Source organism: Aquipseudomonas ullengensis, from assembly GCF_014174475.1.
Taxonomy (GTDB): Bacteria; Pseudomonadota; Gammaproteobacteria; order Pseudomonadales; family Pseudomonadaceae; genus Aquipseudomonas; species Aquipseudomonas ullengensis.
Genome location: NZ_JACJUD010000001.1, coordinates 892,266 through 916,355, shown reverse-complemented (window position 1 = coordinate 916,355; position 24,090 = coordinate 892,266). Strand labels below are relative to the sequence as shown.

The window sequence follows — 24,090 nt, the reverse complement described above, 5'->3', positions numbered from 1 at the left end:
AAGGGGCGCTTGAGCGCCCCTTGTGCGGTACTACAGGCTGTAGCAGCGGCGATCAGAACGCCGGCACCACGGCGCCTTTGTACTTGTCGTTGATGAAGGCTTTGACTTCGGCACTGTTCAGCGCCTTGGCCAGCTTCTGCAGGGCCGGCTTGTCCTTGTTGGCTTCGGCTACGACCAGGATGTTGACGTAAGGCGAGTCGCTGCCTTCGATGGCCAGGGCATCCTTGGTCGGATTGAGGCCGGCTTCCAGGGCGTAGTTGGTGTTGATCAGCGCCAGGTCGACCTGGGCCAGCACGCGCGGCAGGGTAGCGGCTTCCAGTTCACGCACCTTGATGCCTTTCGGGTTCTCGGCGATGTCCTTGACGGTGGCGGTGATGCCGGCGTCGGCCTTGAGCTTGATCACGCCGGCCTTCTGCAGCAGCAGCAGGGCACGGCCGCCGTTGGTGGCGTCGTTGGGGATGACCACGTTGGCGCCTTGCGGCAGGTCGGCCAGGTTCTTGATCTTGCTCGAGTAGGCGCCGAAGGGCTCGACGTGCACGCCGGCGATGCTCACCAGCTTAGTGCCGCGCGAGGCGTTGAACTCGTTCAGGTACGGCTGGTGCTGGAAGAAGTTGGCATCCAGACGGCCTTCGGCAACCTGTACGTTGGGTTGCACGTAGTCGGTGAAGACCTTGATCTTCAGCTCGACGCCTTCCTTGGCCAGTACCGGTTTGACCACTTCGAGGATCTCGGCGTGCGGCACGGCGGTGGCGGCGACGCTGATGGTCTCGGCGGCCTGGGCGGCAGCGCTGGTCAGGGCGGCCGCAGCGGCCAGGGCAGTCAGCAGTTTTTTCATGGTGCAGCTCCTTGTGGGATTTTGGCGCGGGGTCCCGTGGGTAACGGGTCGCCCGCTGTTCTATGGGGTAGGGCGAATTTAGTCAGTTATTTGCGCGAGCTTTTTATTTCCTAGAAAAATGCACCACCAGCTTGTCGCCGACGGTTTGCAGCACCTGCACCAGGATCAGCAGGAGGATCACGGTGACGGCCATCACGTCCGGCTGGTAGCGCTGGTAGCCATAGCGCACGGCCAGGTCGCCGAGGCCGCCACCGCCGATCAGGCCGCTCATGGCGGTGTACGAGACCAGGGTAATCGCGGTCACGGTGGCAGCGGCGATCAGCCCCGGCAGCGCTTCCGGCAGCAGGGCGCGGAAGATGATCTGCAGGGTGGTCGCGCCCATCGCCTGACTGGCCTCGATGATGCCGCGATCGACTTCGCGCAGGGCGGTTTCCACCAGGCGCGCGAAGAACGGCGTGGCGCCGACCACCAGCGGCGGAATGGCGCCGGCGACGCCCAGCGAGGTGCCGGTGATCAGCACCGTCAGCGGGATCATCAGGATCAGCAGGATCACGAACGGCACCGAGCGCAGCACGTTGACCAGCAGCGACAGCACGCCGTACAGCGCGCGTTGCTCGAACATCTGCCGCGGCCCGGTAAGGAACAGCAGCACGCCCAGCGGCAGGCCGAGCAGCACGGTGAACAGGGTGGCGCCGCCGAGCATGTTGAGGGTGTCGAGGCTGGCGTAGCCGATCTCCGCCCAGTCGACGTTGGGCAGCCAGCGGGCCAGTAGGGACTCGATCATCGCAACACCTCCAGGTGCACGTCGGCGGCCTGGAAGCGCGCCAGCGCGGCGTCGATGTCACCGCCGGTGAGGGCCAGGGTCAGCTGGCCGTAGGGGTTGTCCTTGATGCGGTCGATGCGCCCGGCAAGGATGCTGTAGTCCACCCCGGTCTCGCGGGCCACGGTACCCAGCAGCGGCGCATAGGTGGCTTCGCCCTGGAAGGTCAGGCGCAGGATGCGGCCCTGCACATGGGCAAAGTCGTCGCGTTGTTCGTCTTCGTCGACGTGCTCGTCTTCCTGGACGAAGCGCTTGGTGGTGGCGTGCTGCGGATGCAGGAACACCTGGGCCACCGGGCCCTGCTCGACGATGTGCCCGGCGTCCATCACCGCCACCTGGTCGCAGACCCGGCGAATCACGTCCATCTCGTGGGTGATCAGCACGATGGTCAGCTTCAGCTCGCGATTGATCTCGGCCAGCAGCTTCAGCACCGAGGCAGTGGTCTGCGGGTCGAGGGCGCTGGTGGCCTCGTCGCACAGCAGGATCTTCGGCCGGGTGGCCAGGGCGCGGGCGATGCCGACGCGCTGCTTCTGCCCACCGGAGAGCTGCGCCGGGTATTTGTTGGCGTGTTCGCTGAGGCCGACGCGGGCCAGCAGTTCGGCCACGCGCTGCTCGACCTGGCTGCGCGACAGCTCGCCGCTCAGCTCTAGCGGCATCGCCACGTTGGCGGCGACGGTCTTCGACGACAGCAGGTTGAAGTGCTGGAAGATCATCCCGACCTGGCGACGGAAACGGCGCAGGCCATTGGCGTCGAGGGCGGTAACGTCCTCGCCGTCGACCGTGATGCGGCCGCCGCTGGGTTCTTCCAGGCGGTTGATCAGGCGCAGCAGGGTGCTTTTGCCCGCCCCGGAATGGCCGATCAGGCCGAACACCTGGCCGGCGTCGATGCGCAGGCTGGTGGGCTGCAAGGCGGGCACATCGCGCCCGGCAACCTTGTAGGTCTTGTTGACGTGGTGAAACTCGATCACAGAGCGAACCTTGTGGGTACGTGGGAGCGACTGCCGCAATCCGATGGGCGCGGCGACTCCTTCTAGCCTAGGCGGTTAGCCGAAAGGCGCGCATTTTAGCCGGTTTGTTTATGCGTTCTTAGTCTTTCTTGGCCTGGATTGCTTGCGCGCAGGCATAAACAAGTAGGGCGGGTGCAACCCGCGAAGCTCGGCTACGCGGGTTGCACCCGCCCTACGAATATCGCGGAGCTGGCGAGCTAGAGCCTGGCCGACGCGCAGCAACGGCGAAGGGTCAGCCGTTGCTTTGCGGGCTCAGGACCAGCCGCGGCTCCTGATCCGGCTTGAGCACCGGGGAGAACTGCGGGGTGAAACCGGGTTCGAGCTTCTTGATCCGCGCCGACAGCAGGGCGGCGACGAAGGGGTAGTCCTTGGCCTCGCGCACTTCCAGGCGCACTGCGCAGTTGAAGGCCACCACGTCGGCGGCGACCACGTCGAGCAGCTTGCGCAGGGCGTCGCGGTCCTGGGCGTCGAGCATCGGCATGGGCACGCTGCTGCTGGCGGCGCTGGGGTCGATCAGCTGTGCACGCGGCGCAGCGGGCGCGGCCTTGGCGACTTCCACCGGTTTGGCTGCGGCAGCAGCGGCTTTGGCCTGGGCAGCCTTCTGCGCGGCGGCTTCGCGTGCGGCGGCGGCTTTTTCAGCGGCCAGTTTCTGCTGCTGGGCGCGTTCGGCCTGCTGCTTGGCCAGCACGGCCGGGTCGGGCTGGGCCGGCGCACTGGCAACCGCTTTGGCGGCAACCGGTGCGGCCTGGGTGGCGGCCAGGCTCTGCTCGAACTGGCCTTGCAACGTCGGGGCGGCAGCCATGTACGGCTTGGCCTTGGCCAGGGAGTCGGCGGCGGCAGCGGTGTTTTTTGCGGCCAGCTGCTGCTGGCCCTGCTTCAGGTAGGCGCCGGCCAGCTCGCGCTGATATTGCTCGAGGCGCACATCACTCTTGTCGACGTTCTGCTGCAACGCAGACAGCGCGTGTTCGGCCGCCTGCAGGTTGCCGCTATCGATCTGCGCCGAGACACCGTTGAAGCCTTTGACCAGCTCGTCGGTGGTCCAGTATTCGGCGTGGGCCTGGCCCAGCAGCAGGCTGAGGGCGAGCGTGGCAAACGCGTGCTTGGTGCTGAAATTCATTTTGTGACCCGCTGGTTCTGTGGCGTTTCAGGCTGAGCAAAAAACGGCCAATACTAGCGGGCTCGGCGCGGCAGCACAAAGCTCAGCAGAAAAAGACCGGCGGCGGCCACCACGATGGACGGCCCGGCGGGTGTGTCGTGGAACCAGGAAAGGCTCAAGCCCGTGCCTACCGCGAGCATGCCGAGCAAGCTGCCACCAATCGCCATCTGTTCCGGCGTGCGTGCATGGCGCTGGGCGGCGGCGGCCGGAATGATCAGTAGCGAGGTGATCAGCAGCACGCCGACGATCTTCATCGCCACCGCAATCACCACCGCGATCAGCAGCATCAGTGCCAGGCGTAGGGCCGCCACGGGCAGGCCTTCGACCCGCGCCAGCTCCTCGTGCACGGTGACCGCCAGCAACTGGCGCCACAGCGGCAACAGCAGGGCCAGCACCAGCGCGCTGCCGCCAAGGATCCAGGCCAGGTCGTTACCGCTGACCGCCAGCAGGTCGCCGAACAGGTAGCCCATCAGGTCGATGCGCACGTTGTCCATAAAGCTCAGGACGACGAGCCCTAACGACAGGGTGGTTGGCGCGAGGATGCCGAGCAGGGTGTCCGAGGCCAGCGGCTGACGCTGCTGCAGGGTCACCAACAGCACCGCGAGCAGCAGGCAGCCGGCAGTCACCGCCAGGGTCGGGCTGATGTCGAGGAGAAAACCCAGGGCCACGCCGAGCAGGGCGGCGTGCGACAGGGTATCGCCGAAATAGGCCATGCGCCGCCAGACCACGAAGGAGCCGAGCGGGCCGGCGACCAGGGCCAGGGCCAGGCCGGCAAGCAGTGCGTTGAGCAGGAAATCGGGCATCAGTGTTTGCAACCTGGGCCGTGGACATGGGCCGGACCGTGGATGGTCAGGCCGGGCTGGTCGACCACCGCGCCGTGCAGGTCGTGGCTGTGGTCGTGATGGTGGTGGTAGACGGCCAGGCTCTTGGCGTCCTGGCCGAACAGTTCGACAAAGGCCGGGTCGTTGCTGACCTGTTCCGGGTGGCCCGAGCAGCACACGTGGCGATTCAGGCAAACCACCTGGTCGGTGGTGCTCATCACCAGGTGCAGGTCGTGGGAGACCATCAGCACGCCGCACTGGTGGCGGTCGCGCAGGCGGGTGATCAGGCGGTACAGCTCGGCCTGGCCGGCGACGTCGACGCCTTGGACCGGCTCGTCGAGCACCAGCAGTTCCGGCTCACGCAGCAGGGCGCGGGCCAGCAGCACGCGCTGCAGCTCACCACCGGAGATGCTTTGCAGCGGGCTGTCGATCACCTGTTCGGCGCCGACTTCTTCCAGTGCTGCTTGCGCTGCGGCGCGGTCGACGCCGGGCACCAGGCGCAAGAAGCGCAGCACCGACAGCGGCAGGGTGGCATCGACGTGCAGCTTCTGCGGCATGTAGCCGATGCGCAGGCGCGGCTTGCGCTGCACGTTGCCGCGATCCGGCTTGAGCAGGCCGAGCACGGTACGCACCAGGGTGGTCTTGCCGGCGCCGTTGGGGCCGATCAGGGTGACGATTTCCCCGGGGCGCACGGTCAGCTGCACCTCGTTGAGCACCGCCTGGCCGGCGAAATCGACGCCCACGCCGTCGAGCTGGATCAGCGCCTGGCTCATGCGGCCGTCCGGCAGCCGGCGCACAGGCCGACGATTTCCACGGTCTGGCTTTCCACCACGAAACCGACCTGCTGGGCGCTGTGCACGATGGCGTCGCTGATCGCCGCCTGCTCCAGCTCGATGGCCGTGTGGCAGCTCTTGCAGATGAGGAACTGGCCCTGGTGCAACTCGCCTGGATGAATGCAGCCGATAAAGGCGTTGAGCGAGGCGATGCGGTGTACCAGGCCGTTTTCCAGGAGGAAGTCCAGCGCCCGATAGACGGTCGGCGGCGCGGCGCGGCGGCCGTCTTCCTCGCTGAGCACGCCGAGGATGTCGTAGGCACCCAGCGGCTTGTGGCTGGCCCAGACCAGCTCCAGCACGCGTTTGCGCAGGGCGGTCAGGCGTGTGCCCTGCTTGGCGCAGAGTTGCTCGGCTTCGGCCAGGGCGCTGCTGACGCAGTGCGAATGGTCGTGCGGCAGGCAGGCCAGGGGCGTGGTGGTGGTCAGTGGTTTGAACATGACGAGGACGTCCGGGTGAAGAGACGTTATTCTATAACTCTTTTCCCGCCGAGTGTTGCTGTCGTGTCGCGTCTGTCCGCCCTTGTCCTGCTGTGCCTGTTTTCCCTTTCCGCCCGCGCTGAAGTGCAGGTGCTGACCAGCATCAAGCCGCTGCAGCTGATTGCCGCGGCCGTGCAAGATGGCGTCGGTGCACCGGGTGTGCTGCTGCCGCCGGGGGCTTCACCGCACAACTTCGCCCTGCGCCCGTCCGATGTGCGCCGGGTGCAGAGCGCCGACCTGTTGTATTGGATTGGCCCGGATATGGAGACCTTCCTGCCGCGCGTGCTGGCCAGCCGCCAGGCACCGGCGGTGGCTGTGCAGGGCTTGCCGGGGCTGACCCTGCGTCACTTCGGCGAGGCAGAGAGTGGTGAGGACGAGCATGAGCACGAACATGCCGACCACGACGAACATGACCACGACCACCAGCCCGGCAGCCTCGATGCCCACCTGTGGCTGCTGCCGGCCAACGCGCGAGTGATTGCGGCGAAGATGGCCGCCGACCTGTCCGCTGCCGACCCGGCCAATGCCGCGCGCTACCAGGCCAACCTGCAGGCCTTCGGCCAGCGCCTGGATGCCCTGGATGCACAGCTGAAGACGCGCCTGGCGCCACTGGCCGGCAAGCCGTTCTTCGTCTTCCACGAGGCCTTCGACTACTTCGAGGCGGCCTACGGCCTGCAGCATGCTGGGGTGTTCAGCGTGGCGACCGAAGTGCAGCCCGGCGCGCGGCATGTCGCGGCCATGCGCGAGCGTTTGCAGGAAGCCGGCAATGCCTGTGTATTCAGCGAGCCGCCGCTGCGCCCGCGCCTGGCGCAAACCCTGTCCGACGGGCTACCGGTGAAGCTGGCCGAACTGGACGCCTTGGGCGCTCAGGCGCAGAGCTACGAGCAGTTGCTGGACAACCTGGCCGGCCAACTGGCGGGGTGCCTGGAAGGTCTGTAGGGGTTCTGGATTGATCCCGCGCTGGGCCTGGATGCGTAGGCTGGCGTAGAGCGCAGCGAAACCCAGCGGCTACGCTGGATTTCGGTAAAAAGCACCGCTACCCAGCCTACAAACCTTCACCGTTCAAAGCGCGAAGGGCAGGGCCACCGCTACGTGCTGACGCTGCGCTAACCGGCGCTGGAACTCGTTCGGATCTTTCACCAGCACATCTCGCCCCTGGAAGCGCCGGGCGGCGATTAGTCGCGACAGCCAGAAACGCAGGCAGGCGATGCGCAGCATGGCCGGCCACAGCTCGGCCTCGCGGGTGGTGAAGGGCCGCAGCGCGGCATAGGCGCCGAGCAGGGCGCGGGCGCGGGGCAGGTCGAGGCTGTCGTCGGCCTGCGAGCACCAGTCGTTTAGGGTGATCGCCAGGTCGTAGAGCATCGGCCCGGAGCACGCGTTGTAGAAGTCGATCACCCCGGCCAGCTGGTTGCCGTCGAACAGCGCGTTGTCGCGGAACAGGTCGGCGTGCAGGTTGGCGCGCGGCAGGGCGAGGATGCGGGCTTTCAGTTCGGCCACTTCGTGCAGGCTGTCGCGCAGCAGCGGCAGTTGCTCGTCGTGCAGCTCCAGAGCCAGCATCGGGCCCTCTTCGAGCATCCAGTCGAGGCCACGGTCGCTGCGCCGTTCGAGGATATCGTCACGGGTGGCCAGGTGCAGACGCGCCAGCCAGCTGCCGATTTCCGCGCAATGGTGGGCGTTGGGCTGGCTGACATGCTTGCCGGCCAGGCGCGGTTGCAGAATCGCCGGCTTCTCGGCCAGCTCGCGCAGCGCCTCGCCACTTTGCGTCGGCACCGCGTAGGGCACCGGCAAGCCGGCCTGGTGCAGGCGCTCAAGCAGGCCGATGAAGAACGGCATGTCGGCCCGCGGGCCGCGTTCGACCAAGGTCAGGACGAACTCGCCGCCTTCCAGACTGATGAAGAAGTTGCTGTTCTCGGTGCCGGCGCTGATGCCCTGGAAATCCTTCAGCCGCCCCAGGCCGTAGGGCTGCAGGAAGGCTTCCAGTTCGTGGCGTTCCAGCGGGGTGAAGACCGACATGGCGTGGCGTCCGATGGTCAGAGGGTGGGCAGGCTTACCACTTAAAGATTTCCCAAGCCGGGATCAGCATGTCCGGGTTGTCCGAGCGGATGAAGTTGCCATCGCTGCCGTCGGCGCGCACCAGGAAGTAGGGCTTGCCGTTCTTCGGGGTGACTTTGATCGCGTAGAGGAAGCCGTTCTGGCGGTATTCCTGGATGGTCTTGTCGCCGTCCTGGCGGATGGTTACGTCTGGGTCAGCATCCGGCGCATCGTCGGCGGCGATCGCATACAGCGGGCTGATAGCCAGCAGGCTGGTGAGCAACAGGCGGTTGAGTACGCGCATGGTAACCTTGTCCCTTTGTCGTCAATGGTCGGTTCAGTTTACCCCCGACCCTCAGGAAAAGGTTGATCCTGCGCATGTCTAACGCCCCTCTGGTTCTGGTCGACGGTTCTTCTTACCTGTACCGCGCCTTCCACGCCCTGCCACCGCTGGCTACCTCCAAGGGCCTGCAAACCGGTGCGGTGAAGGGCGTGCTGAACATGCTCAAGAGCCTGCGCAAGCAGTATCCGAACAGCCCCTTCGCGGTGGTCTTCGACGCCAAGGGCGGGACCTTCCGCGATGCCATTTTTGCCGACTACAAGGCCAACCGCCCGCCGATGCCGGACGAGCTGCGCGGCCAGGTCGAGCCGCTGCACGCCAGCGTGCGTGCCCTCGGCTACCCGCTGTTGTGCGTCGAAGGTGTAGAAGCCGATGACGTGATCGGCACCCTGGCCCGGCAGACCGCCGCGCTGGGTCGTGACGTGGTGATCTCCACCGGCGACAAGGACATGGCCCAGCTGGTCTGCCCGCACGTGACCCTGGTCAACACCATGACTGGCAGCGTCTACGACATCGCCGGGGTGAAGGAAAAATTCGGCGTCGGCCCGGAGCTGATCATCGATTACCTGGCGCTGATGGGCGACAAGGTCGACAACATTCCCGGCGTGCCGGGGGTTGGCGAGAAGACGGCGCTGGGCCTGCTGGTGGGCATCGGCGGCGGCCTCGACGTGCTTTACGCCAACCTCGACAAGGTGCCGGAACTGCCGATCCGTGGGGCCAAGACCTTGCCGGCCAAGCTCGCCGAGCACAAGGACATGGCCTACCTGTCCTACGAGCTGGCGACCATCAAGCTCGACGTCGAGCTGGATGTTGGTGTCGATGACCTGCATCCCGGTGAGCCGGATCGCGAGGCGCTGGCCACTCTTTATACCGAGCTGGAATTCAAGAGCTGGCTGGATGACCTGCAGCGTGAGCAGGCGCGCAGCAAACCGGTGGCCAAGGCAGTCGCCAAGCCGGTGGTGAGCACTGGCGGGTTGTTCGATGAGCCCGAACCGGTAGCGGTCGAGCCCCAGGAGCAAGAGCCGGAGCAGCCTGCGGGCAGCGAATCGCGTTACGAAACCGTGCTGGAGCAGGCGCAGTTCGATGCCTGGCTGCAGAAGCTGCAGGCCGCCGAACTGATCGCCTTCGATACCGAAACCACCAGCCTCGATCCGCAGCAGGCCCAGGTGGTTGGCGTGTCTTTCGCCGTCACCGCCGGCGAGGCCGCCTATGTGCCGCTGGCCCACTCCTATATGGGCGTGCCGGCGCAGCTGGACCGCGACGCGGTGCTGCGTGCGCTCAAGCCGCTGCTCGAAGACCCGGCCAAGGCCAAGGTCGGCCAGCACGCCAAGTACGACATGAACGTGCTGGCCAATGCCTCGACGCCGATCATGGTGCAGGGCGTGGCGTTCGACACCATGCTCGAATCCTATGTGCTGGATTCCACCGCCACGCGCCACGACATGGACAGCCTGGCGATGAAATACCTCGACCACAGCACCATCCGTTTCGAGGACATCGCCGGCAAGGGCGCCAAGCAGCTCACTTTCGACCAGATCGCCCTGGAACAGGCCGGCCCTTACGCGGCGGAAGACGCTGATGTGACCCTGCGCCTGCACCAGTGCCTGTGGCAGAAGCTCGAAGCCACGCCGTCGCTGGCCAAGGTGCTGCGCGAGATCGAGATGCCGCTGGTGCCGGTATTGGCGCGTATCGAGCGCCAGGGCGCACTGGTCGACGCCAAGCTGCTCGGCGAGCACAGCGTCGAGCTGGGCGAGCGCCTGGTCGAACTGGAGCGCCAGGCCTTCGCCATCGCCGGCGAGGAATTCAACCTGGGCTCGCCCAAGCAGCTCGGCGCGATCCTCTACGAGAAACTCGGCCTGCCGGTGATCAGCAAGACCGCCACCGGCCAGGCCTCGACCGCCGAAGCGGTGCTGGCCGAACTGGCCGAGCAGGACTACGAGCTGCCCAAGGTGCTGATGCAGTACCGCTCCTTGAGCAAGCTGAAAAGCACCTACACCGACCGCCTGCCGGAGCAGATCAACCCGCGCACCGGGCGCATCCACACCAGCTACCACCAGGCGGTGGCGGCGACCGGGCGGCTGTCTTCGACCGATCCGAACCTGCAGAACATCCCGATCCGCACTGCCGAAGGCCGGCGTATCCGCCAGGCGTTCATCGCGCCCAAGGGCTACAAGCTGATGGCGGCGGACTACTCGCAAATCGAGCTGCGCATCATGGCCCACCTGGCCAAGGACGAAAGCCTGCTGGATGCCTTCCGCCACGGCCGCGACGTACACAAGGCCACCGCGGCCGAAGTGTTCGGCGTGTCTCTCGACCAAGTGACCAATGATCAGCGCCGCAGCGCCAAGGCGATCAACTTCGGCCTGATCTACGGCATGAGCGCCTTCGGCCTGGCCAAGCAGATCGGCTGCGACCGCAAGCAGGCGCAGGCCTATATCGACGTGTATTTCCACCGCTATCCCGGCGTGCTGGCCTATATGGAACGCACCCGCGAGCAGGCTTCGCAGCAAGGTTTTGTCGAGACCCTGTTCGGCCGCCGCCTGTACCTGCCGGATATCCACGCGAAGAACCCGTCGCTGCGCAAGGGCGCCGAACGCACCGCGATCAACGCGCCGATGCAGGGCACCGCGGCGGACATCATGAAGCGCGCCATGATTGCCGTGGACGCCTGGCTGCCGCAGTCCGGCCTGGATGCCAAGGTCATCCTGCAGGTACACGACGAACTGGTGCTGGAGGTGCGCGACGATCAGATCGACGCGCTCAAGGCTGGCCTGCTGCCGCTGATGAGCGGTGCTGCCGAGCTGGATGTGCCGTTGCTGGTCGAGGCGGGAGTAGGCAACAACTGGGATGAGGCGCACTAAGCGCACCACAGGCTGCGGCATAGGGTCGCAGTCGGTCCTGTTTTAGAAGCGTTTAAGCATTAGCGATCAGCTGTTTATCGCAACGCGGTTTAAAAAAATCTGAACTATCTGCCAAAAGCACCGGTCAGAGTTTACGAATGGCAAGCAAGCCCTTCGATGCTCCTATGTGTGTTTAGTGTTGGCAGATATCTGAACCCCGCCCTAGCGGTTCAGAATTGAACCCCGGTCTTCTCCCTCCCCATACGAAGTCCGGGGTTTTTTTTGCCTGCGATTTGCTGCGCGCAAACGCATCAACCCAGTCTTACTCGGCCGACTCCTGGTCTTCCTCTGCTTCCTTGAGCAGCTCCATCCAGCCGGCCAGCACGGCCTGCGCCTCCTCCACGCCCTGACGCTTGGGTGCCGAGAACAGCTGGATGCTGACGTCTGTGCCCCAGCCCTTGTGGATCTCCTGGCGAACCTTGAGCAGGGTGTTTTTGGCCGCGCCGAAGGTCAGCTTGTCGGCCTTGGTTAGCAGGATGTGCAGGCGCATGCCGCTGGCTTGCGACCAGTCGAGCATCATGAGGTCGAACTCGGTCAGCGGATGACGGATATCCATCATCAGCATCAGCCCGACCAGGCTCTCGCGGCTGCTCAGGTAGGCTTCCAGGTGGCGCTGCCAGTGCTGTTTGAGCGGGATCGGCACCTTGGCATAGCCATAACCGGGCAGGTCGACCAGACGGCGATCTTCGTCCAAGGTGAAGAAGTTGAGCAGCTGGGTGCGGCCCGGCGTCTTCGAGGTGCGGGCCAGGCTGGCGTGGGTCAGGGTATTCAGCGCACTGGATTTACCGGCGTTGGAGCGCCCGGCGAAGGCCACTTCGTAGCCTTCGTCCGGCGGGCACTGGTCGACCTTGGCCGCACTGATCATGAACGTAGCCTGTTGGCACAGACCGATGATGGGATTCTTGGGTTGCATGGGGAGGTTCCGGTTGGGGCGGGCGCCGCGTGAGGCGCGGCATGGTGTCGCTTCCGTTTCAGCGTCGCCAGTATATAATGCCGCAGATTTTGTGTGCGCTTTGTCCCGTCCGTTGTTCCGGGAACGCCATATTCAGCTGCGCAATAGAACGCAGATCGTTCCCGACCCTGATGAGGTTGGCCCATGAAGAAAGTATTGGCTGTAGCTGTCGCGTTGTGTGCCTTATCCGGCACGGTACAGGCGGCACAGGATGCAGAAGCGGTCTATGCCAGGTCCTGTTCGGCCTGCCACAATGGACAATTGCCGATGGCGCCCAAACGTGGCGACAAGGCAGCTTGGGAACCGCGACTGGCCAAGGGGACTGATGCCCTGGTACAGAGCGTTACCAACGGTTTGAATGCCATGCCACCTCGTGGCCTGTGCATGGATTGCACTGCCGAGGACTACCAGGCCGTCATCAAGTTGATGAGCGAGTAGTCCCGTAAAAAACTCTTTATACCCCTAGCCGTTATTGGATTAGCTGATGAACAAACTACTCGTGAGCCTGCTGTTGACCCTGGGTGTCTCCGCTGCCGCGCATGCCGCCGACGCGATCGTCGGCGATGCCAAGGCTGGCCAGGCCAAGACCGCCGTGTGCGGTGCCTGCCACGGTCCGGACGGCAACAGTGCCGCGCCGAACTTCCCGAAACTGGCTGGCCAGGGCGAGCGTTACCTGCTCAAGCAGATCCATGACATCAAGGGCGGCAAGCGCCAGGTGCTGGAAATGACCGGCATCCTCGACAACCTGAGTGAGCAGGATATCGCCGATATCGCTGCCTACTTTGCCAGCCAGAAGATGAGCGTTGGCGCTGCCGACCCGAAACTGGTCGACGCCGGTGAAGCGCTGTTCCGCGGTGGCAAGGTCGAACAAGGCATGCCAGCCTGCACCGGTTGCCATTCGCCGAATGGCGCCGGCAACGCCGCTGCCGGCTTCCCGCACCTGGGTGGCCAGCATGCGACCTACGTGGCCAAGCAGCTGACCGACTTCCGCGAAGGCAACCGCAGCAACGACGGCGACACCATGGTCATGCGCGCCATCGCCGCCAAGCTGAGCAACAAGGATGTCGCTGCGGTATCCAGCTACATCCAGGGCCTGCACTAACAGCAGGTTCGCCATCCGGCGGCGCAAGCCGTAGCGGTGGGCAAATAAAAAGGGTGGCCTAGGCCACCCTTTTTCATGCCCGCGAAAAGTCCTGGCGCTGTGATTAGCGGGGCGCCGGCGACGTCTCTTGGCGATGGCCGGACATGTCGTCCGCGATGGCGCTGAGTACCACGATGCAGGCACTGCTAGACGATATTCTCGAACAGGTACGGCCTCTGCTGGGCCAGGGCAAGGTGGCTGATTACATACCTGCGCTGGCCGAGGTGCCGGCCAATCGCCTGGGTATCGCCGTGTTCGGCGTGGATGGCAGCCTGTACACCGCCGGTGAGGCACGGCAGGCGTTTTCCATTCAGAGCATTTCCAAGGTGTTCAGCCTGGTGCAGGCGATTCAGCATTCGGGCGAGGAGATCTGGCAGCGCCTCGGCCACGAGCCATCCGGCCAGCCGTTCAACTCGCTGGTGCAGCTGGAGTTCGAGCGGGGGCGGCCGCGCAACCCGTTCATCAATGCCGGTGCCCTAGTGATTTGCGATATCAACCAGTCGCGCTTCGCTGCGCCGGCGCTGTCCATGCGTGATCTGGCCCGGCGCCTGTCCGGTAATGCCCGCGTGGTGGCAGACGCCAAGGTGGCCGAGTCGGAATACCAGCACCGTGCGCGCAATGCCGCCGCGGCCTACCTGATGCAGGCCTTCGGCAACTTCCACAATGAAGTCGAGACGGTGCTACGCAGCTACTTCCACCACTGCGCCCTGGCCATGAGCTGCGTGGACCTGGCGCGTGCCTGCGGTTTCCTGGCCAACCAGGGGCGCTGCCCGCAGAGCGGCGAGGCGGTGCTGACGCCGCGGCAGACCCAGCAGGTCAACGCCATCATGGCTACCAGCGGGCTGTACGATGAGGCCGGCAACTTCGCCTACCGCGTCGGCCTGCCGGGCAAGAGCGGAGTCGGCGGTGGCATCGTCGCGGTGGTGCCGGGGCGCTTCAGCGTCTGCGTGTGGTCGCCGGAGCTGAACTCCGCCGGCAACTCGCTGGCCGGCATGGCGGCGCTGGAGCTGCTCAGCGAGCGCATCGGCTGGTCGGTGTTCTCGCCGCTGAATGCCTAGTGCCTGGCTTTTGTGGGAGCGGCTTTAGCCGCGATGCCCTTCAGGTTAAACGGCATCGCGGCTAAAGCCGCTCCTACAGGGGGAGACGGCAGGCCTGGGACTTATTCGTTACTCGGCCAGCTCGCCGCACAGGTCGAGGGCGAACAGGCGCTCCACCTCGGCCTGGGACAGGCCCGCGCCGAGCAGGCTGAACAGTTTGCCCAGGGCCGCCTCACGGCCCATGCCGGCGCCGCTGACCAGGCCGGTGGCGGCCAGGGCGCTGCCGGCGGCATACACGCCGAACTCGACATGGCCTTGCGGGCACTGGCTGATCGCCGCCAGCACCACGCCACGGGCGTGGGCTTCGCTCAGTGCGGCGAGGATCGCCGGGTTGTCCGATGGCCCGGTGCCGCTGCCGTAGCATTCCAGCAGCACGCCCTGCACGTCGCTGCTTAGCAGGGCGCGCAATTGTTCGGCAGCCAGGCCGGGGAACAGCGGCTGCACGGCCAGGCGCACCGGTTGGCGCGGCTGGCGGTAGTGCAGGGCGGCCGGTAGCTCGTTCAGGTGGCGGCCGTGGCGCGGGCGCTGATGGTCGGCAAAGGCGTCGAACGCCTCGCTCTTCAGCTTGCTGGCGCAGGCGCCATGCAGCAGTTGGCCATTGAAGTACAGGTGCACACCAGGCGCCACGCCATGGGCCAGCAGCGCCAGGGCGCCGAACAGGTTGGGCCAGGCATCGCTGCCGGCCACGCCAGCGGGCTGCATCGAGCCGGTCAGCACGACCGGCACGTTCAGGCCGAGCAGCAGGAAACTCAGGGCCGCCGCGCTGTAGGCCAGGGTGTCGGTGCCGTGCAGCAGCAGCACGGCATCGCAGCCGTCCTCGTCTACCGCGTGGACGATCGCATCGCGCATCGCCAGCCAGTTGGCCTGGGTCATGTTGGCGCTGTCGAGCGGCGGCAGCAGTTCGCCGAAGCGCCAGGCCGGCACCGGTCGCTCGGGGTGGGCGGCCTGTTCGGCACGCAGGCGCGCTTCGAAGCCGGAGGCCGGAGCCAGGCCCGCCTCGCTCATCTGCATGCCGATGGTGCCGCCGGTATACAGCACCAGCAGCTTTTGGGTCGGATTCATGGGGTCAACCAAACAAGTGACGGTATTGGATAAAGCCGGAGCGGCTGGCAATCCGGTCGTACAGCAGGCGCGCCTGGGCGTTGTCTTCCTGGGTCAGCCAGTGCACGCGGCTGGCGCCGGCGGCCTGGGCGGCGGCATACACATGCTCGATCAGGGCGCGGCCATGGCCACCGCCGCGCACGCCTTCGGCGACGTAGAGGTCCTGCAGGTAGCAGTAGTCGCCGACCGTCCAGCACGAGCGATGGAAGATCCAGTGCACCAGGCCGACGGCCACGCCGTCCTGCCAGGCGATGGCGGCATGCATCGGCTCGTTCGGGTCGAGGAAGCGTTGCCAGGTCACGGCGCTGACCTCGGCCGGAATGTCGCTGTGGTAGAAGCGCTGATAGCCCTGCCATAGCGGCAGCCAGGCGGCGTGATCGGCGGCGGATACGGGGCGGATTTGCAGGGACATCGGCGGCTCCTTGCGCGCAGTTTCGCCCGAGTGTAACGGCGAAACAGCAGCGATTGGGCAAGAAAAAGGGGGCCTAAGCCCCCTCATCCTTGAGTGCGCGGACTCAGCGCTGGTGCGCGGTGTGAGCCAGCTCGGCACGGGCGTCGGCGCTTTCGCCCTTGGCCTTGCTCGGCCAGGCGGCCGGGTCGAGATCCAGGTCGGCATAGGCCTGCGGATCCAGTACCGGCGACTGCACGCCCGCCTTGCGCTGGCTGTCGTAGTCACGCATCAGGCGCAGACCGGTCTTGAACAGCAGGAACACGGCGGCCAGGTTGACCAGGGCCAGCAGGCCCATGGTCACGTCGGCGAAGCCGAACACGGTGGACAGGTCCTGCATCGAGCCCCACAGCACCAGGGCGATCACCAGCACGCGGTAAACCTGCACCAGCCAGCGCTTGCTGCTGAAGAAGCCCAGGGCGTTCTCACCCAGGTAGTAGTTGTACACCAGGGTGGTGAAGACGAAGAGCAGCAGCGCCATGCTGACGAACACGCGGCCCCACTCGCCCACCGAGGCGGCCATGGCCGTCTGGGTCAGGACCACGCCGGCCATTTCGCTGCCTGGCTGGTAGACGCCGGAGAGCAGGATGATCAGCGCGGTGCTGGTGCACACCAGAATGGTGTCGATGAACACGCTGAGCGACTGCACGATGCCTTGGGCGGCCGGGTGCTTGACCTCGGCCACGGCGGCGACGTTCGGCGCGCTGCCCAGACCGGCTTCGTTGGAGAACAGGCCGCGCTTCACGCCCATCAGGATGGCCGCGCCAATACCGCCGGCGAAGGCCGGCTCCAGGCCGAAGGCGCTGCGCACGATCAGGGACAGGGTTTCCGGCACTTCAGAGATGTTCATGCCCAGAACGATCAGCGCCATGCCGATATAGGAGAAGGCCATGATCGGCACCAGCACGTCAGCCATGCTGGCGATGCGCTTGATGCCGCCAAAGATGATCAGGCCGATCACGCAGACCAGCGCCAGGCCGCTGACATAGGTCGGCAGGCCGAAGGTGTCATGCAGCGAGGTGGCCACGGTGTACGACTGCACGGCGTTGAAGCCGAAGCCGAAGGTCACCAGCAGCAGGATCGAGAAGATGATCGCCAACCAGCGCTGACCCAGGCCATGCAGGATGTAGAAGGCTGGGCCGCCACGGTAGGTGCCATCGGCCTCGCGGCGCTTGTACAGCTGCGCCAGGGAGCATTCGAAATAGCTGGTGGCCATGCCGAGCAGGGCCACCAGCCACATCCAGAACACCGCTCCCGGGCCGCCGAGCATGATCGCCACCGCCACACCGGCGATGTTGCCGGCGCCGACGCGGCCGGCCACGGAGAGCATCAGCGCCTGGAACGAGCTGAGCTGGCCCGGCTGGCGCTGGAAGGCTTCGGCGAAGATGCTGAACATGTCGCCGAAGTAACGGAATTGGACGAAACGCGAGCGAATCGAGAAGTACAGGCCGAGACCGACAAGAGCGACGATAAGGACCTTGCTCCAGAGCAGGTCGTTGAGAAGATCAAGCATGGCAGTGCACCTGAGCGGATGGATCTTGTTATAGGGACGGCGGTACTGCGTCGGAACCCTGTCGGGTCTGGGCCACCGAGTGAACTTCAATATGGTTGGACAAGGCATGGCGCGGGGCAATTTCGCGGTTTGCGGCGAAGTGATGCGAGTAGATGCTACAGTTGCATCACTCGCATCATCCTGGCGGCCCCATGTCGGAACATCTCGGCGACAACCTCAAACTGCTCTGCAGCCACTACCGCTCGATTGCCGAGGTGTGCCGCAAGCTGGCGATCAACCGCGCGCAGTTCAACAAGTACCTTAGCGGGCAAAGTCGGCCGACGGCCTACAACCTCAAGCGTATCTGCGACTTCTTCGGTGTCGAGGATTACGAGCTGGGCCAGCCGGCGGAGCAATTTGCCCGTCTGATCGGCGCACGCGGCGCCACGCCGGGCAAGGCCAGCGAAGGCGATCCGCTGCTGGAACTGCTGCAGCCGCTGCGCGACAACGCCGGCAATCTCAGCCGCTACTGCGGTTACTACTTCGAATACTCCAACTGCATGTCGGTGCCGGGCTTCATCCTGCTGTCGCTGGTGCACCTGCGTCAGGAGCGCGGCACCTTCCTGTTCGAGCGCCAGGAGCGTCAGGAGCGGGGGCGCAGCGGCGAGGCCGAGGACTGGGTGCGCTGCCGTTACCTGGGCGCGGCCTTCGCCCTGCAGGATCGTTTGTTCCTGTTGGACTACGAGTCGCTGACCGTCAACGAGATGAGCCAGACCATCCTCATCCCCAGCTTCAAGAGCCGCATCACCCGCCTCAATGGCTTGAAGACCGGCGTCTCCAGCGCCGACGGGCGCAACCCGGCCTGCACCCGGGTGGTGTGGGAGTTTCTGGGCGCGGAGATCAACCGGGTCAACGCCTACCGGCAGATCGGCCTGTACCGCCCGGACGACCCGCGCATCGATGCCGACATCCGCCTGCGCCTGACGGTGGAACCGCTAAAGAACGGCTTGTTCGAGATCGAGTAGCGCCCGGCGAAACTATCCGCGTGGCTGAGGTCGAACGACGAGCCAAGCCGGCCCCTGCATCATGGAGCGATACCCTGTGTCTCACCTTCTCGTAACCAGGACGCCATGGGCGATCCTGCGCATCAGTGCGGCTTTGTTGGCAGCGCTGGCCCTCGTCGGTTGCAGCAGCCTGTCAGGCAAGGGCTACCTGTCTACCGAAAACAGCCAGCCACTGCAGCTGAGCGATGCGGTGGTGCTCAAGCAGGGGCATATGCGCCTGCAGTTCGCCCCAGACCCCTGGTTGCTCGGTCGACTCAAGCTGCATAACGCAACGGCCGATTTCAGCACCTGGGTCTCGGCTGGCGACTATGCCGGCAACTCCTTCTTCATCGACAGCACGGACAGTGGGTTGGCCTACGACATCCAGGCCCGCTGGCGCGAAGTGCAGGCGGAAACCAGCGAGCGAAATGGCCAGGAGAGTTGCACCACTTCTGGCTTCTGCAGCAAGACGGTGAAACGCTTGGATTGCGGCCGCAAGAGCTACCGGGAGGGCTCTGAGGCTTATGGAAAGCATGAGGATGACGACAGCTGCGAGGAAGATTCCGCGCTCGAGACGGGCAACTTTCCCGACTGCCCCGGCACTCGCACAACGCGCCAGCGCTATCAGGTATTCAAGCTGATGGTGACCCTCGACTTCCTTGACCCTTATGCGCAGAAGGCGCCCGTCGCGGTGTTCGACGGTGAGTCGCAGTACCGCGAGCGCCTGCTGGAAACCCTGGATGAGGGGCAATGCGAGGTGCGTTGACAGCCTCGGCAGGTATTCCCGTCAGCGGGTTGCGCCAGGCAAAAAAAGGGATGGCCGAAGCCATCCCTGGAAGGCAAGAGGCGAGGGAGCCTCTCGGTCGATGTTGCGAGCGGATCAGGCCGTGGCGCTGAGCGGCACCAGGCGCGGGGCGATCATGTTTTCCGGGCGCAGGATGTCGGCCAGGGTAGCGTCGTCCAGCAGCTTCTCCTCGCGCACCAGTTCCAGTACGCCGCGGCCGGTTTCCAGCGCCACCTTGGCGATGCGGGTGGCGTTCTCGTAGCCGATGTAGGGGTTGAGTGCGGTGATCAAGCCGATGGAGTTTTCCATCAGCTCGCGGCAGCGCTGTTCGTTGGCGGTGATGCCGTCGATGCACAGCTCGCGCAGCATATCCATGGCGCGGGTGAGCAGGCGGATCGAGTCGAGGATCTTGTAGGCGATCAGCGGCTCCATCACGTTCAGCTGCAACTGGCCACCTTCGGCCGCCATGGTCAGCGCCAGGTCGTTGCCGATGACTTCGAAGGCCACCTGGTTGACCGCTTCCGGGATCACCGGGTTGACCTTGCCCGGCATGATCGAGCTGCCTGGCTGGCGCGCCGGCAGGTTGATTTCGTTGATGCCGGTACGCGGGCCGCTGGAGAGCAGGCGCAGGTCGTTGCACATCTTCGACAGCTTGACCGCGGTGCGCTTGAGCATGCCGGAGAACAGCACGAAGGCGCCCATGTCGGAGGTGGCTTCGATCAGGTCGGCAGCCGGCTTGACCGGGTGGCCGCTGATGATCGCCAGGCGCTCGACGGCCAGTTGCTGGTATTTCGGGTCGGCGTTGATGCCGGTGCCGATCGCCGTGCCGCCCAGGTTCACTTCGGTGAGCAGAGCCGGGGCGAGCATTTTCAGGTGCTGCAGGTCTTCGCCCAGGGTGGTGGCGAAGGCGCGGAATTCCTGGCCGAGGGTCATCGGCACGGCGTCCTGCAGCTGGGTGCGGCCCATCTTCAGCACGTGGCCGAACTCCAGGCCCTTGCTGGCCAGCGACTGGATCAGCTTGTCGAGGGCGTTGAGCAGGCTGTCGTGGCCGAGCAGCAGGCCGACGCGGATGGCGGTCGGGTAGGCGTCGTTGGTCGACTGCGCCATGTTCACGTCGTTGTTCGGGTGCAGGTGCTTGTACTCGCCCTTTTCATGGCCCATGGCTTCCAGGGCGATGTTGGCGATCACCTCGTTGGCGTTCATGTTGGTCGACGTGCCGGCGCCGCCCTGGATCATGTCGACCACGAACTGCTCGTGGAACTCGCCCTGGATGATGCGCGCACAGGCCGTGCTGATCGCCGTGTGCTTGGCGGCGGACAGGTGGCCCAGCTCGCGGTTGGCGTCGGCGGCGGCCTGCTTGACCATCGCCAGGGCGATCACCAGCTTCGGGTAGTGCGACAGCGGTACACCGGAGAGACGAAAATTCTGCACGGCTCGCAGGGTCTGAATGCCGTAATAGGCCTCAGTGGGGACTTCCAGGGTGCCGAGCAGGTCTTTTTCGATGCGCGATGATGCAACAGGGGACATGATGAGAGTCATCTCGTGGGAATACGGCAAGCGCCGCGATGCCCAATAGACTAGGGCTTTGTTCCGTTTGTCGGCCAATGCTGTTAGCGGCTATGGTATGCACGAACGGCATAATGTCGCAGTGACCTGGGGTGAATGTCGCTCGTGCATAATTTCAAACACAAACCGGCCCATGATCATTCCCCGCGTCGCGTGGAAGCTATCGACGTAGGCGGGTAATAAGGGGAGGTCCAATGAATCTGGAAACCAAGTGGCTGGAAGATTTCGTCACCCTGGCCGCCACCCGCAGTTTTTCCCAGGCGGCGCAGAAGCGCTTCGTGACCCAGCCGGCGTTCAGTCGACGCATCCGCAGCCTGGAAGCAGCACTGGGCCTGACCCTGGTCAACCGCTCGCACACGCCGGTGGCGCTGACCGAATCCGGCCAGCTGTTCCTGGTCACGGCGCGCAGCATGGTCGAGCAGCTTGGCGAGGTGGTGCGCCACCTGCACCACCTGGAAGGCCAGCAGGGCGAAGTGCTGCAGATCGCCGCCGCGCACTCGCTGACCCTCGGCTTCTTCCCGGAATGGATCGCCCGCTTGCGCCGCGAAGGCCTGCCGCTGAACACGCGCCTGGTGGCGAGCAACGTCGGCGAGGCGGTACACGCCCTGCGCGAAGGCGCCTGCGACCTGATCCTCGCCTATTACGACCCGGACGCCGCGCTGCAACTGGCGCCGGAGATCTTCCCCTCGTTGCACCTAGGCGCCACCTCGATGTTGCCGGTGTGTGCCGTGGATGAAGAGGGCGCGCCGCTGTTCGACCTCGACGGCGGGCAGAGCGTGCCGCTGCTGGCCTACAGCGCTGGGGCCTTCCTCGGTCGTTCGGTCAACCTGCTGCTGCGTCAGCGCGCGCTGCGTTCCAGCACGGTGTACGAAACGGCGATGGCCGACAGCCTGAAAACCATGGCCATGCAGGGCCTCGGCGTAGCCTGGGTGCCGCGTCTGTCGGTCACCGCCGAACTGGCCCGTGGCGAACTGGCCATCTGCGGTGGCGAACACTGGCAAGTACCGCTGGAGATCCGCCTGTACCGTTGCGAACTGTCGCGCAAAGCAGCAGTGCGCCTGCTCTGGCGTAAGCTCAAGGAGGGCGTGGGGGCGGATGGCGTGACTGCCAGCTGACAAATGGTCACGCCAGGGGCGCGGCATCCCTGCCTTTCCGGTATAATGCGCCGCCTCCAGGCCCCCTGCGGCCTGACCCGCACATAACAAGCCACGCCCAATGCGTGGCTTGTTGGTTTTTGTCGCGCCGACAGGCGCCCAAGCTAGAGGCAAAACGATGAGCGCACTGGTTGGCGTGATCATGGGCTCCAAGTCCGATTGGAGCACCCTCAGTCACACCGCAGACATGCTGGACAAGCTCGGCATTCCGTACGAAGTGAAGGTGGTTTCCGCCCACCGTACTCCGGACCTGCTGTTCCAGTACGCCGAACAGGCCGATGGTCGTGGCATCCAGGTGATCATCGCCGGTGCCGGTGGCGCGGCGCACCTGCCGGGCATGTGTGCAGCCAAGACCCACCTGCCGGTGCTTGGCGTGCCGGTGCAATCGGCCGTGCTGTCGGGCGTCGACTCGCTGCTGTCGATCGTGCAGATGCCCGCCGGCATCCCGGTCGCCACCCTGGCCATCGGCAAGGCCGGTGCGGTCAACGCCGCCCTGCTGGCCGCCAGCATCCTCGGTCACCAGCACCCGCAATTCCACGAGCGTCTGAAGCAGTTCCGCGAAGAACAGACCCAGACCGTGCTCGACAACTCGGACCCGCGCGAGGCCTGATCCCATGAAAATCGGCGTAATCGGTGGCGGCCAACTGGGCCGCATGATGGCCCTGGCGGGCACTCCGCTGGGTATGAGCTTCGCCTTCCTCGACCCGGCGCCGGATGCCTGCGCACAGGCCCTGGGCGAACACATCCGCGCCGATTACAGCGACCAGGCACACCTGCGTCAGTTGGCCGATGAGGTCGATCTGGTGACCTTCGAGTTCGAAAGTGTGCCGGCCGAGACCGTGGCGTTCCTCTCGCAGTTCGTGCCGGTCTACCCGAGCGCGGAAGCTCTGCGCATCGCCCGTGACCGCTGGTTCGAGAAGTCGATGTTCAAGGACCTCGGCATCCCCACTCCGGCTTTCGCCGATATCCAGTCGCAGGCCGACCTCGACGCTGCCGTGGCCGCCATCGGCCTGCCGGCGGTGATGAAGACGCGCACCCTGGGCTACGACGGCAAGGGCCAGAAGGTCCTGCGTGCACCTGCCGATGTAGTCGGCGCCTTTGCCGAACTGGGCAGCGTGCCGTGCATCCTCGAAGGTTTCGTACCGTTCACCGGTGAAGTGTCGCTGGTGGCCGTGCGTGCCCGCGACGGCGAGACGCGCTTCTACCCGCTGGTGCACAACCGCCACGACAGCGGCGTGCTGGCCCTGTCCATCGCCAGCACCGACCACCCGCTGCAGGCCCTGGCCGAAGACTACGTCGGCCGCGTGCTCAAGCAACTGGATTATGTCGGCGTGCTGGCCTTCGAGTTCTTCGAGGTCGACGGCGGCCTCAAGGCCAACGAGATCGCCCCGCGCGTGCACAACTCCGGGCACTGGACCATCGAAGGCGCCGAGTGCAGCCAATTCGAGAACCACCTGCGCGCCGTTGCCGGCCTGCCGCTGGGTTCCACGGCCAAGGTCGGTGAGAGCGCCATGCTCAACTTCCTTGGTGAAGTTCCAGCGGTGGAGAAGGTGGTGGCGATTGCCGACTGCCATCTGCACCACTACGGCAAGGCCTTCAAGGCCGGGCGCAAGGTCGGCCACGCCACCCTGCGCTGCCAGGACATGACAACCCTCAAGGCGCGTATCGCCGAGGTCGAGGCGCTGATCAAGGCCTGAACCGCTGGGCTATGCTCTGGTCAGAACAAGGCGTGCATAAGCACGCCTTGTTCGTTTTAGAGTCTTTGAACGGGTTCTTAGGCCACTTATCAAGGAGCATCGCATGGGCATTATCGGAACCATCTTCATCGGCCTGATCGCTGGCCTGCTGGCGCGCTTCCTCAAACCGGGCGACGACAGCATGGGCTGGATCATGACCATCCTGCTCGGCATCGCCGGTTCGCTGGCCGCGACCTACGGTGGTCAGGCGCTGGGTATCTACCAGGCGGGCGAAGCCGCCGGTTTTATCGGCGCGGTGGTGGGGGCGGTGGTGCTGCTGGTGATCTACAGCCTGGTGAAGAAAAGCTAACGCCCACGCTGCCCGGGGTAGGAACCGGCGGATGTGCCCGGTAGTCT

General features: G+C 65.3%; 25 protein-coding genes. 11 read left to right on the top strand and 14 right to left on the bottom strand.

The window, feature by feature from the left end; all coding sequences use genetic code 11:
- Positions 1 to 52 precede the first annotated feature (52 nt).
- The 7 genes from H3H51_RS04110 to H3H51_RS21135 all read right to left on the bottom strand — a co-directional run bounded on the left by H3H51_RS04110 (position 53) and on the right by H3H51_RS21135 (position 5,909).
- Entirely contained in the window at positions 53 to 835 is a 783-nt protein-coding gene (locus H3H51_RS04110; RefSeq protein WP_183087734.1) for a MetQ/NlpA family ABC transporter substrate-binding protein, read from the bottom strand.
- Between the two features lie 103 nt (positions 836 to 938).
- Complete coding sequence (locus H3H51_RS04105; RefSeq protein WP_183087733.1) at positions 939 to 1,619, bottom strand: methionine ABC transporter permease; 681 nt, start codon at positions 1,617 to 1,619, stop codon at positions 939 to 941.
- Entirely contained in the window at positions 1,616 to 2,623 is a 1,008-nt protein-coding gene (locus H3H51_RS04100; RefSeq protein WP_183087732.1) for a methionine ABC transporter ATP-binding protein, read from the bottom strand. Before H3H51_RS04100 ends, H3H51_RS04105 begins: the two co-directional genes overlap by 4 nt.
- Positions 2,624 to 2,894: 271 nt before the next feature.
- A complete protein-coding gene (locus tag H3H51_RS04095) occupies positions 2,895 to 3,779 on the bottom strand; it encodes a hypothetical protein (protein WP_183087731.1) in 885 nt (294 codons plus the stop codon).
- A gap of 53 nt (positions 3,780 to 3,832) precedes the next feature.
- Positions 3,833 to 4,621, bottom strand: a complete 789-nt coding sequence (znuB, locus tag H3H51_RS04090) for a zinc ABC transporter permease subunit ZnuB (protein ID WP_183087730.1) — start codon at positions 4,619 to 4,621, stop codon at positions 3,833 to 3,835.
- Positions 4,621 to 5,412, bottom strand: coding sequence for a zinc ABC transporter ATP-binding protein ZnuC (znuC, locus tag H3H51_RS04085; RefSeq protein WP_183087729.1), 792 nt, complete (start codon positions 5,410 to 5,412; stop codon positions 4,621 to 4,623). The genes znuB and znuC overlap by 1 nt, the downstream gene beginning before the upstream one ends.
- Positions 5,409 to 5,909, bottom strand: a complete 501-nt coding sequence (locus H3H51_RS21135; RefSeq protein ID WP_235981273.1) for a Fur family transcriptional regulator — start codon at positions 5,907 to 5,909, stop codon at positions 5,409 to 5,411. Before H3H51_RS21135 ends, znuC begins: the two co-directional genes overlap by 4 nt.
- Positions 5,910 to 5,972: 63 nt before the next feature.
- On the opposite strand from H3H51_RS21135, the gene znuA reads away from it, so the two are divergent.
- Positions 5,973 to 6,887 (top strand): zinc ABC transporter substrate-binding protein ZnuA, encoded by a 915-nt coding sequence (znuA, locus tag H3H51_RS04075; RefSeq protein ID WP_407926459.1) that lies wholly within the window; start codon positions 5,973 to 5,975, stop codon positions 6,885 to 6,887.
- 123 nt (positions 6,888 to 7,010) lie between these two features.
- On the opposite strand, the gene H3H51_RS04070 is transcribed toward znuA, so the two are convergent.
- Entirely contained in the window at positions 7,011 to 7,961 is a 951-nt protein-coding gene (locus tag H3H51_RS04070; protein WP_183087727.1) for a homoserine kinase, read from the bottom strand.
- A gap of 34 nt (positions 7,962 to 7,995) precedes the next feature.
- Complete coding sequence (locus tag H3H51_RS04065; protein ID WP_183087726.1) at positions 7,996 to 8,283, bottom strand: DUF2782 domain-containing protein; 288 nt, start codon at positions 8,281 to 8,283, stop codon at positions 7,996 to 7,998.
- A gap of 74 nt (positions 8,284 to 8,357) precedes the next feature.
- Here H3H51_RS04065 and polA point away from each other — a divergent pair, with 74 nt between their 5' ends.
- Entirely contained in the window at positions 8,358 to 11,180 is a 2,823-nt protein-coding gene (polA, locus tag H3H51_RS04060) for a DNA polymerase I (protein ID WP_183087725.1), read from the top strand.
- Between the two features lie 301 nt (positions 11,181 to 11,481).
- Here polA and yihA read toward each other — a convergent pair whose 3' ends face one another.
- Positions 11,482 to 12,132, bottom strand: a complete 651-nt coding sequence (yihA, locus tag H3H51_RS04055; protein ID WP_183087724.1) for a ribosome biogenesis GTP-binding protein YihA/YsxC — start codon at positions 12,130 to 12,132, stop codon at positions 11,482 to 11,484.
- A 183-nt stretch (positions 12,133 to 12,315) separates the two neighbouring features.
- Here yihA and H3H51_RS04050 point away from each other — a divergent pair, with 183 nt between their 5' ends.
- The 3 genes from H3H51_RS04050 to glsB all read left to right on the top strand — a co-directional run bounded on the left by H3H51_RS04050 (position 12,316) and on the right by glsB (position 14,370).
- Positions 12,316 to 12,609 (top strand): c-type cytochrome, encoded by a 294-nt coding sequence (locus H3H51_RS04050; RefSeq protein WP_183087723.1) that lies wholly within the window; start codon positions 12,316 to 12,318, stop codon positions 12,607 to 12,609.
- 46 nt (positions 12,610 to 12,655) lie between these two features.
- Positions 12,656 to 13,273 carry a c-type cytochrome gene (locus H3H51_RS04045; protein WP_183087722.1) on the top strand — a complete coding sequence of 206 codons (618 nt, stop codon included), beginning with the start codon at positions 12,656 to 12,658 and terminating at the stop codon, positions 13,271 to 13,273.
- 173 nt (positions 13,274 to 13,446) lie between these two features.
- On the top strand, positions 13,447 to 14,370 hold the full coding sequence (gene glsB / locus H3H51_RS04040; RefSeq protein WP_183087721.1) for a glutaminase B: 924 nt from the start codon (positions 13,447 to 13,449) through the stop codon (positions 14,368 to 14,370).
- A 108-nt stretch (positions 14,371 to 14,478) separates the two neighbouring features.
- On the opposite strand, the gene H3H51_RS04035 is transcribed toward glsB, so the two are convergent.
- From H3H51_RS04035 to H3H51_RS04025, 3 genes are all read right to left on the bottom strand, one after another.
- Positions 14,479 to 15,471 carry an asparaginase gene (locus H3H51_RS04035; RefSeq protein WP_183087720.1) on the bottom strand — a complete coding sequence of 331 codons (993 nt, stop codon included), beginning with the start codon at positions 15,469 to 15,471 and terminating at the stop codon, positions 14,479 to 14,481.
- A gap of 4 nt (positions 15,472 to 15,475) precedes the next feature.
- Positions 15,476 to 15,922, bottom strand: a complete 447-nt coding sequence (locus H3H51_RS04030) for a GNAT family N-acetyltransferase (protein ID WP_183087719.1) — start codon at positions 15,920 to 15,922, stop codon at positions 15,476 to 15,478.
- A 103-nt stretch (positions 15,923 to 16,025) separates the two neighbouring features.
- Positions 16,026 to 17,471 (bottom strand): alanine/glycine:cation symporter family protein, encoded by a 1,446-nt coding sequence (locus tag H3H51_RS04025; protein WP_183087718.1) that lies wholly within the window; start codon positions 17,469 to 17,471, stop codon positions 16,026 to 16,028.
- A gap of 191 nt (positions 17,472 to 17,662) precedes the next feature.
- Between H3H51_RS04025 and H3H51_RS04020 the strand changes: the two genes are divergently transcribed.
- Together H3H51_RS04020 and H3H51_RS04015 are read left to right on the top strand one after the other, a co-directional pair.
- Entirely contained in the window at positions 17,663 to 18,475 is an 813-nt protein-coding gene (locus H3H51_RS04020) for a helix-turn-helix domain-containing protein (protein ID WP_183087717.1), read from the top strand.
- A 76-nt stretch (positions 18,476 to 18,551) separates the two neighbouring features.
- Complete coding sequence (locus tag H3H51_RS04015) at positions 18,552 to 19,259, top strand: hypothetical protein (RefSeq protein WP_183087716.1); 708 nt, start codon at positions 18,552 to 18,554, stop codon at positions 19,257 to 19,259.
- Positions 19,260 to 19,373: 114 nt separating this feature from the next.
- Here the strand turns inward: H3H51_RS04015 and H3H51_RS04010 are convergent, their stop codons facing one another.
- Positions 19,374 to 20,804, bottom strand: coding sequence for an aspartate ammonia-lyase (locus H3H51_RS04010; RefSeq protein ID WP_183087715.1), 1,431 nt, complete (start codon positions 20,802 to 20,804; stop codon positions 19,374 to 19,376).
- Positions 20,805 to 21,037: 233 nt separating this feature from the next.
- Here H3H51_RS04010 and H3H51_RS04005 point away from each other — a divergent pair, with 233 nt between their 5' ends.
- The 4 genes from H3H51_RS04005 to H3H51_RS03990 all read left to right on the top strand — a co-directional run bounded on the left by H3H51_RS04005 (position 21,038) and on the right by H3H51_RS03990 (position 24,043).
- Positions 21,038 to 21,958: a LysR substrate-binding domain-containing protein gene (locus H3H51_RS04005; RefSeq protein ID WP_183087714.1), complete on the top strand. Its 921-nt coding sequence runs from the start codon at positions 21,038 to 21,040 to the stop codon at positions 21,956 to 21,958.
- Positions 21,959 to 22,115: 157 nt separating this feature from the next.
- Positions 22,116 to 22,607 (top strand): 5-(carboxyamino)imidazole ribonucleotide mutase, encoded by a 492-nt coding sequence (gene purE / locus H3H51_RS04000; protein ID WP_183087713.1) that lies wholly within the window; start codon positions 22,116 to 22,118, stop codon positions 22,605 to 22,607.
- A 4-nt stretch (positions 22,608 to 22,611) separates the two neighbouring features.
- On the top strand, positions 22,612 to 23,694 hold the full coding sequence (locus tag H3H51_RS03995) for a 5-(carboxyamino)imidazole ribonucleotide synthase (protein ID WP_183087712.1): 1,083 nt from the start codon (positions 22,612 to 22,614) through the stop codon (positions 23,692 to 23,694).
- A gap of 103 nt (positions 23,695 to 23,797) precedes the next feature.
- The gene (locus H3H51_RS03990) at positions 23,798 to 24,043 is read left to right on the top strand and encodes a GlsB/YeaQ/YmgE family stress response membrane protein (protein ID WP_183087711.1); all 246 of its coding nucleotides are present in this window, start codon (positions 23,798 to 23,800) and stop codon (positions 24,041 to 24,043) included.
- Positions 24,044 to 24,090 lie beyond the last annotated feature (47 nt).

What these genes read in the sequence shown, in the direction of transcription:
- H3H51_RS04095 (WP_183087731.1), bottom strand. Translation starts at nt 3,779, where the DNA reads ATGAATTTCAGCACCAAGCACGCGTTTGCCACGCTCGCCCTCAGCCTG.
- H3H51_RS04035 (WP_183087720.1), bottom strand. Translation starts at nt 15,471, where the DNA reads ATGAATCCGACCCAAAAGCTGCTGGTGCTGTATACCGGCGGCACCATC.
- znuC (WP_183087729.1), bottom strand. Translation starts at nt 5,412, where the DNA reads ATGAGCCAGGCGCTGATCCAGCTCGACGGCGTGGGCGTCGATTTCGCC.
- H3H51_RS04065 (WP_183087726.1), bottom strand. Translation starts at nt 8,283, where the DNA reads ATGCGCGTACTCAACCGCCTGTTGCTCACCAGCCTGCTGGCTATCAGC.
- glsB (WP_183087721.1), top strand. Translation starts at nt 13,447, where the DNA reads ATGCAGGCACTGCTAGACGATATTCTCGAACAGGTACGGCCTCTGCTG.
- H3H51_RS04005 (WP_183087714.1), top strand. Translation starts at nt 21,038, where the DNA reads ATGAATCTGGAAACCAAGTGGCTGGAAGATTTCGTCACCCTGGCCGCC.
- H3H51_RS04045 (WP_183087722.1), top strand. Translation starts at nt 12,656, where the DNA reads ATGAACAAACTACTCGTGAGCCTGCTGTTGACCCTGGGTGTCTCCGCT.
- H3H51_RS04070 (WP_183087727.1), bottom strand. Translation starts at nt 7,961, where the DNA reads ATGTCGGTCTTCACCCCGCTGGAACGCCACGAACTGGAAGCCTTCCTG.
- H3H51_RS03995 (WP_183087712.1), top strand. Translation starts at nt 22,612, where the DNA reads ATGAAAATCGGCGTAATCGGTGGCGGCCAACTGGGCCGCATGATGGCC.
- H3H51_RS04030 (WP_183087719.1), bottom strand. Translation starts at nt 15,922, where the DNA reads ATGTCCCTGCAAATCCGCCCCGTATCCGCCGCCGATCACGCCGCCTGG.
- H3H51_RS04050 (WP_183087723.1), top strand. Translation starts at nt 12,316, where the DNA reads ATGAAGAAAGTATTGGCTGTAGCTGTCGCGTTGTGTGCCTTATCCGGC.
- H3H51_RS04025 (WP_183087718.1), bottom strand. Translation starts at nt 17,471, where the DNA reads ATGCTTGATCTTCTCAACGACCTGCTCTGGAGCAAGGTCCTTATCGTC.
- H3H51_RS03990 (WP_183087711.1), top strand. Translation starts at nt 23,798, where the DNA reads ATGGGCATTATCGGAACCATCTTCATCGGCCTGATCGCTGGCCTGCTG.
- polA (WP_183087725.1), top strand. Translation starts at nt 8,358, where the DNA reads ATGTCTAACGCCCCTCTGGTTCTGGTCGACGGTTCTTCTTACCTGTAC.
- H3H51_RS04020 (WP_183087717.1), top strand. Translation starts at nt 17,663, where the DNA reads ATGTCGGAACATCTCGGCGACAACCTCAAACTGCTCTGCAGCCACTAC.
- H3H51_RS04110 (WP_183087734.1), bottom strand. Translation starts at nt 835, where the DNA reads ATGAAAAAACTGCTGACTGCCCTGGCCGCTGCGGCCGCCCTGACCAGC.
- H3H51_RS04105 (WP_183087733.1), bottom strand. Translation starts at nt 1,619, where the DNA reads ATGATCGAGTCCCTACTGGCCCGCTGGCTGCCCAACGTCGACTGGGCG.
- purE (WP_183087713.1), top strand. Translation starts at nt 22,116, where the DNA reads ATGAGCGCACTGGTTGGCGTGATCATGGGCTCCAAGTCCGATTGGAGC.
- H3H51_RS21135 (WP_235981273.1), bottom strand. Translation starts at nt 5,909, where the DNA reads ATGTTCAAACCACTGACCACCACCACGCCCCTGGCCTGCCTGCCGCAC.
- yihA (WP_183087724.1), bottom strand. Translation starts at nt 12,132, where the DNA reads ATGCAACCCAAGAATCCCATCATCGGTCTGTGCCAACAGGCTACGTTC.
- znuB (WP_183087730.1), bottom strand. Translation starts at nt 4,621, where the DNA reads ATGCCCGATTTCCTGCTCAACGCACTGCTTGCCGGCCTGGCCCTGGCC.
- H3H51_RS04010 (WP_183087715.1), bottom strand. Translation starts at nt 20,804, where the DNA reads ATGTCCCCTGTTGCATCATCGCGCATCGAAAAAGACCTGCTCGGCACC.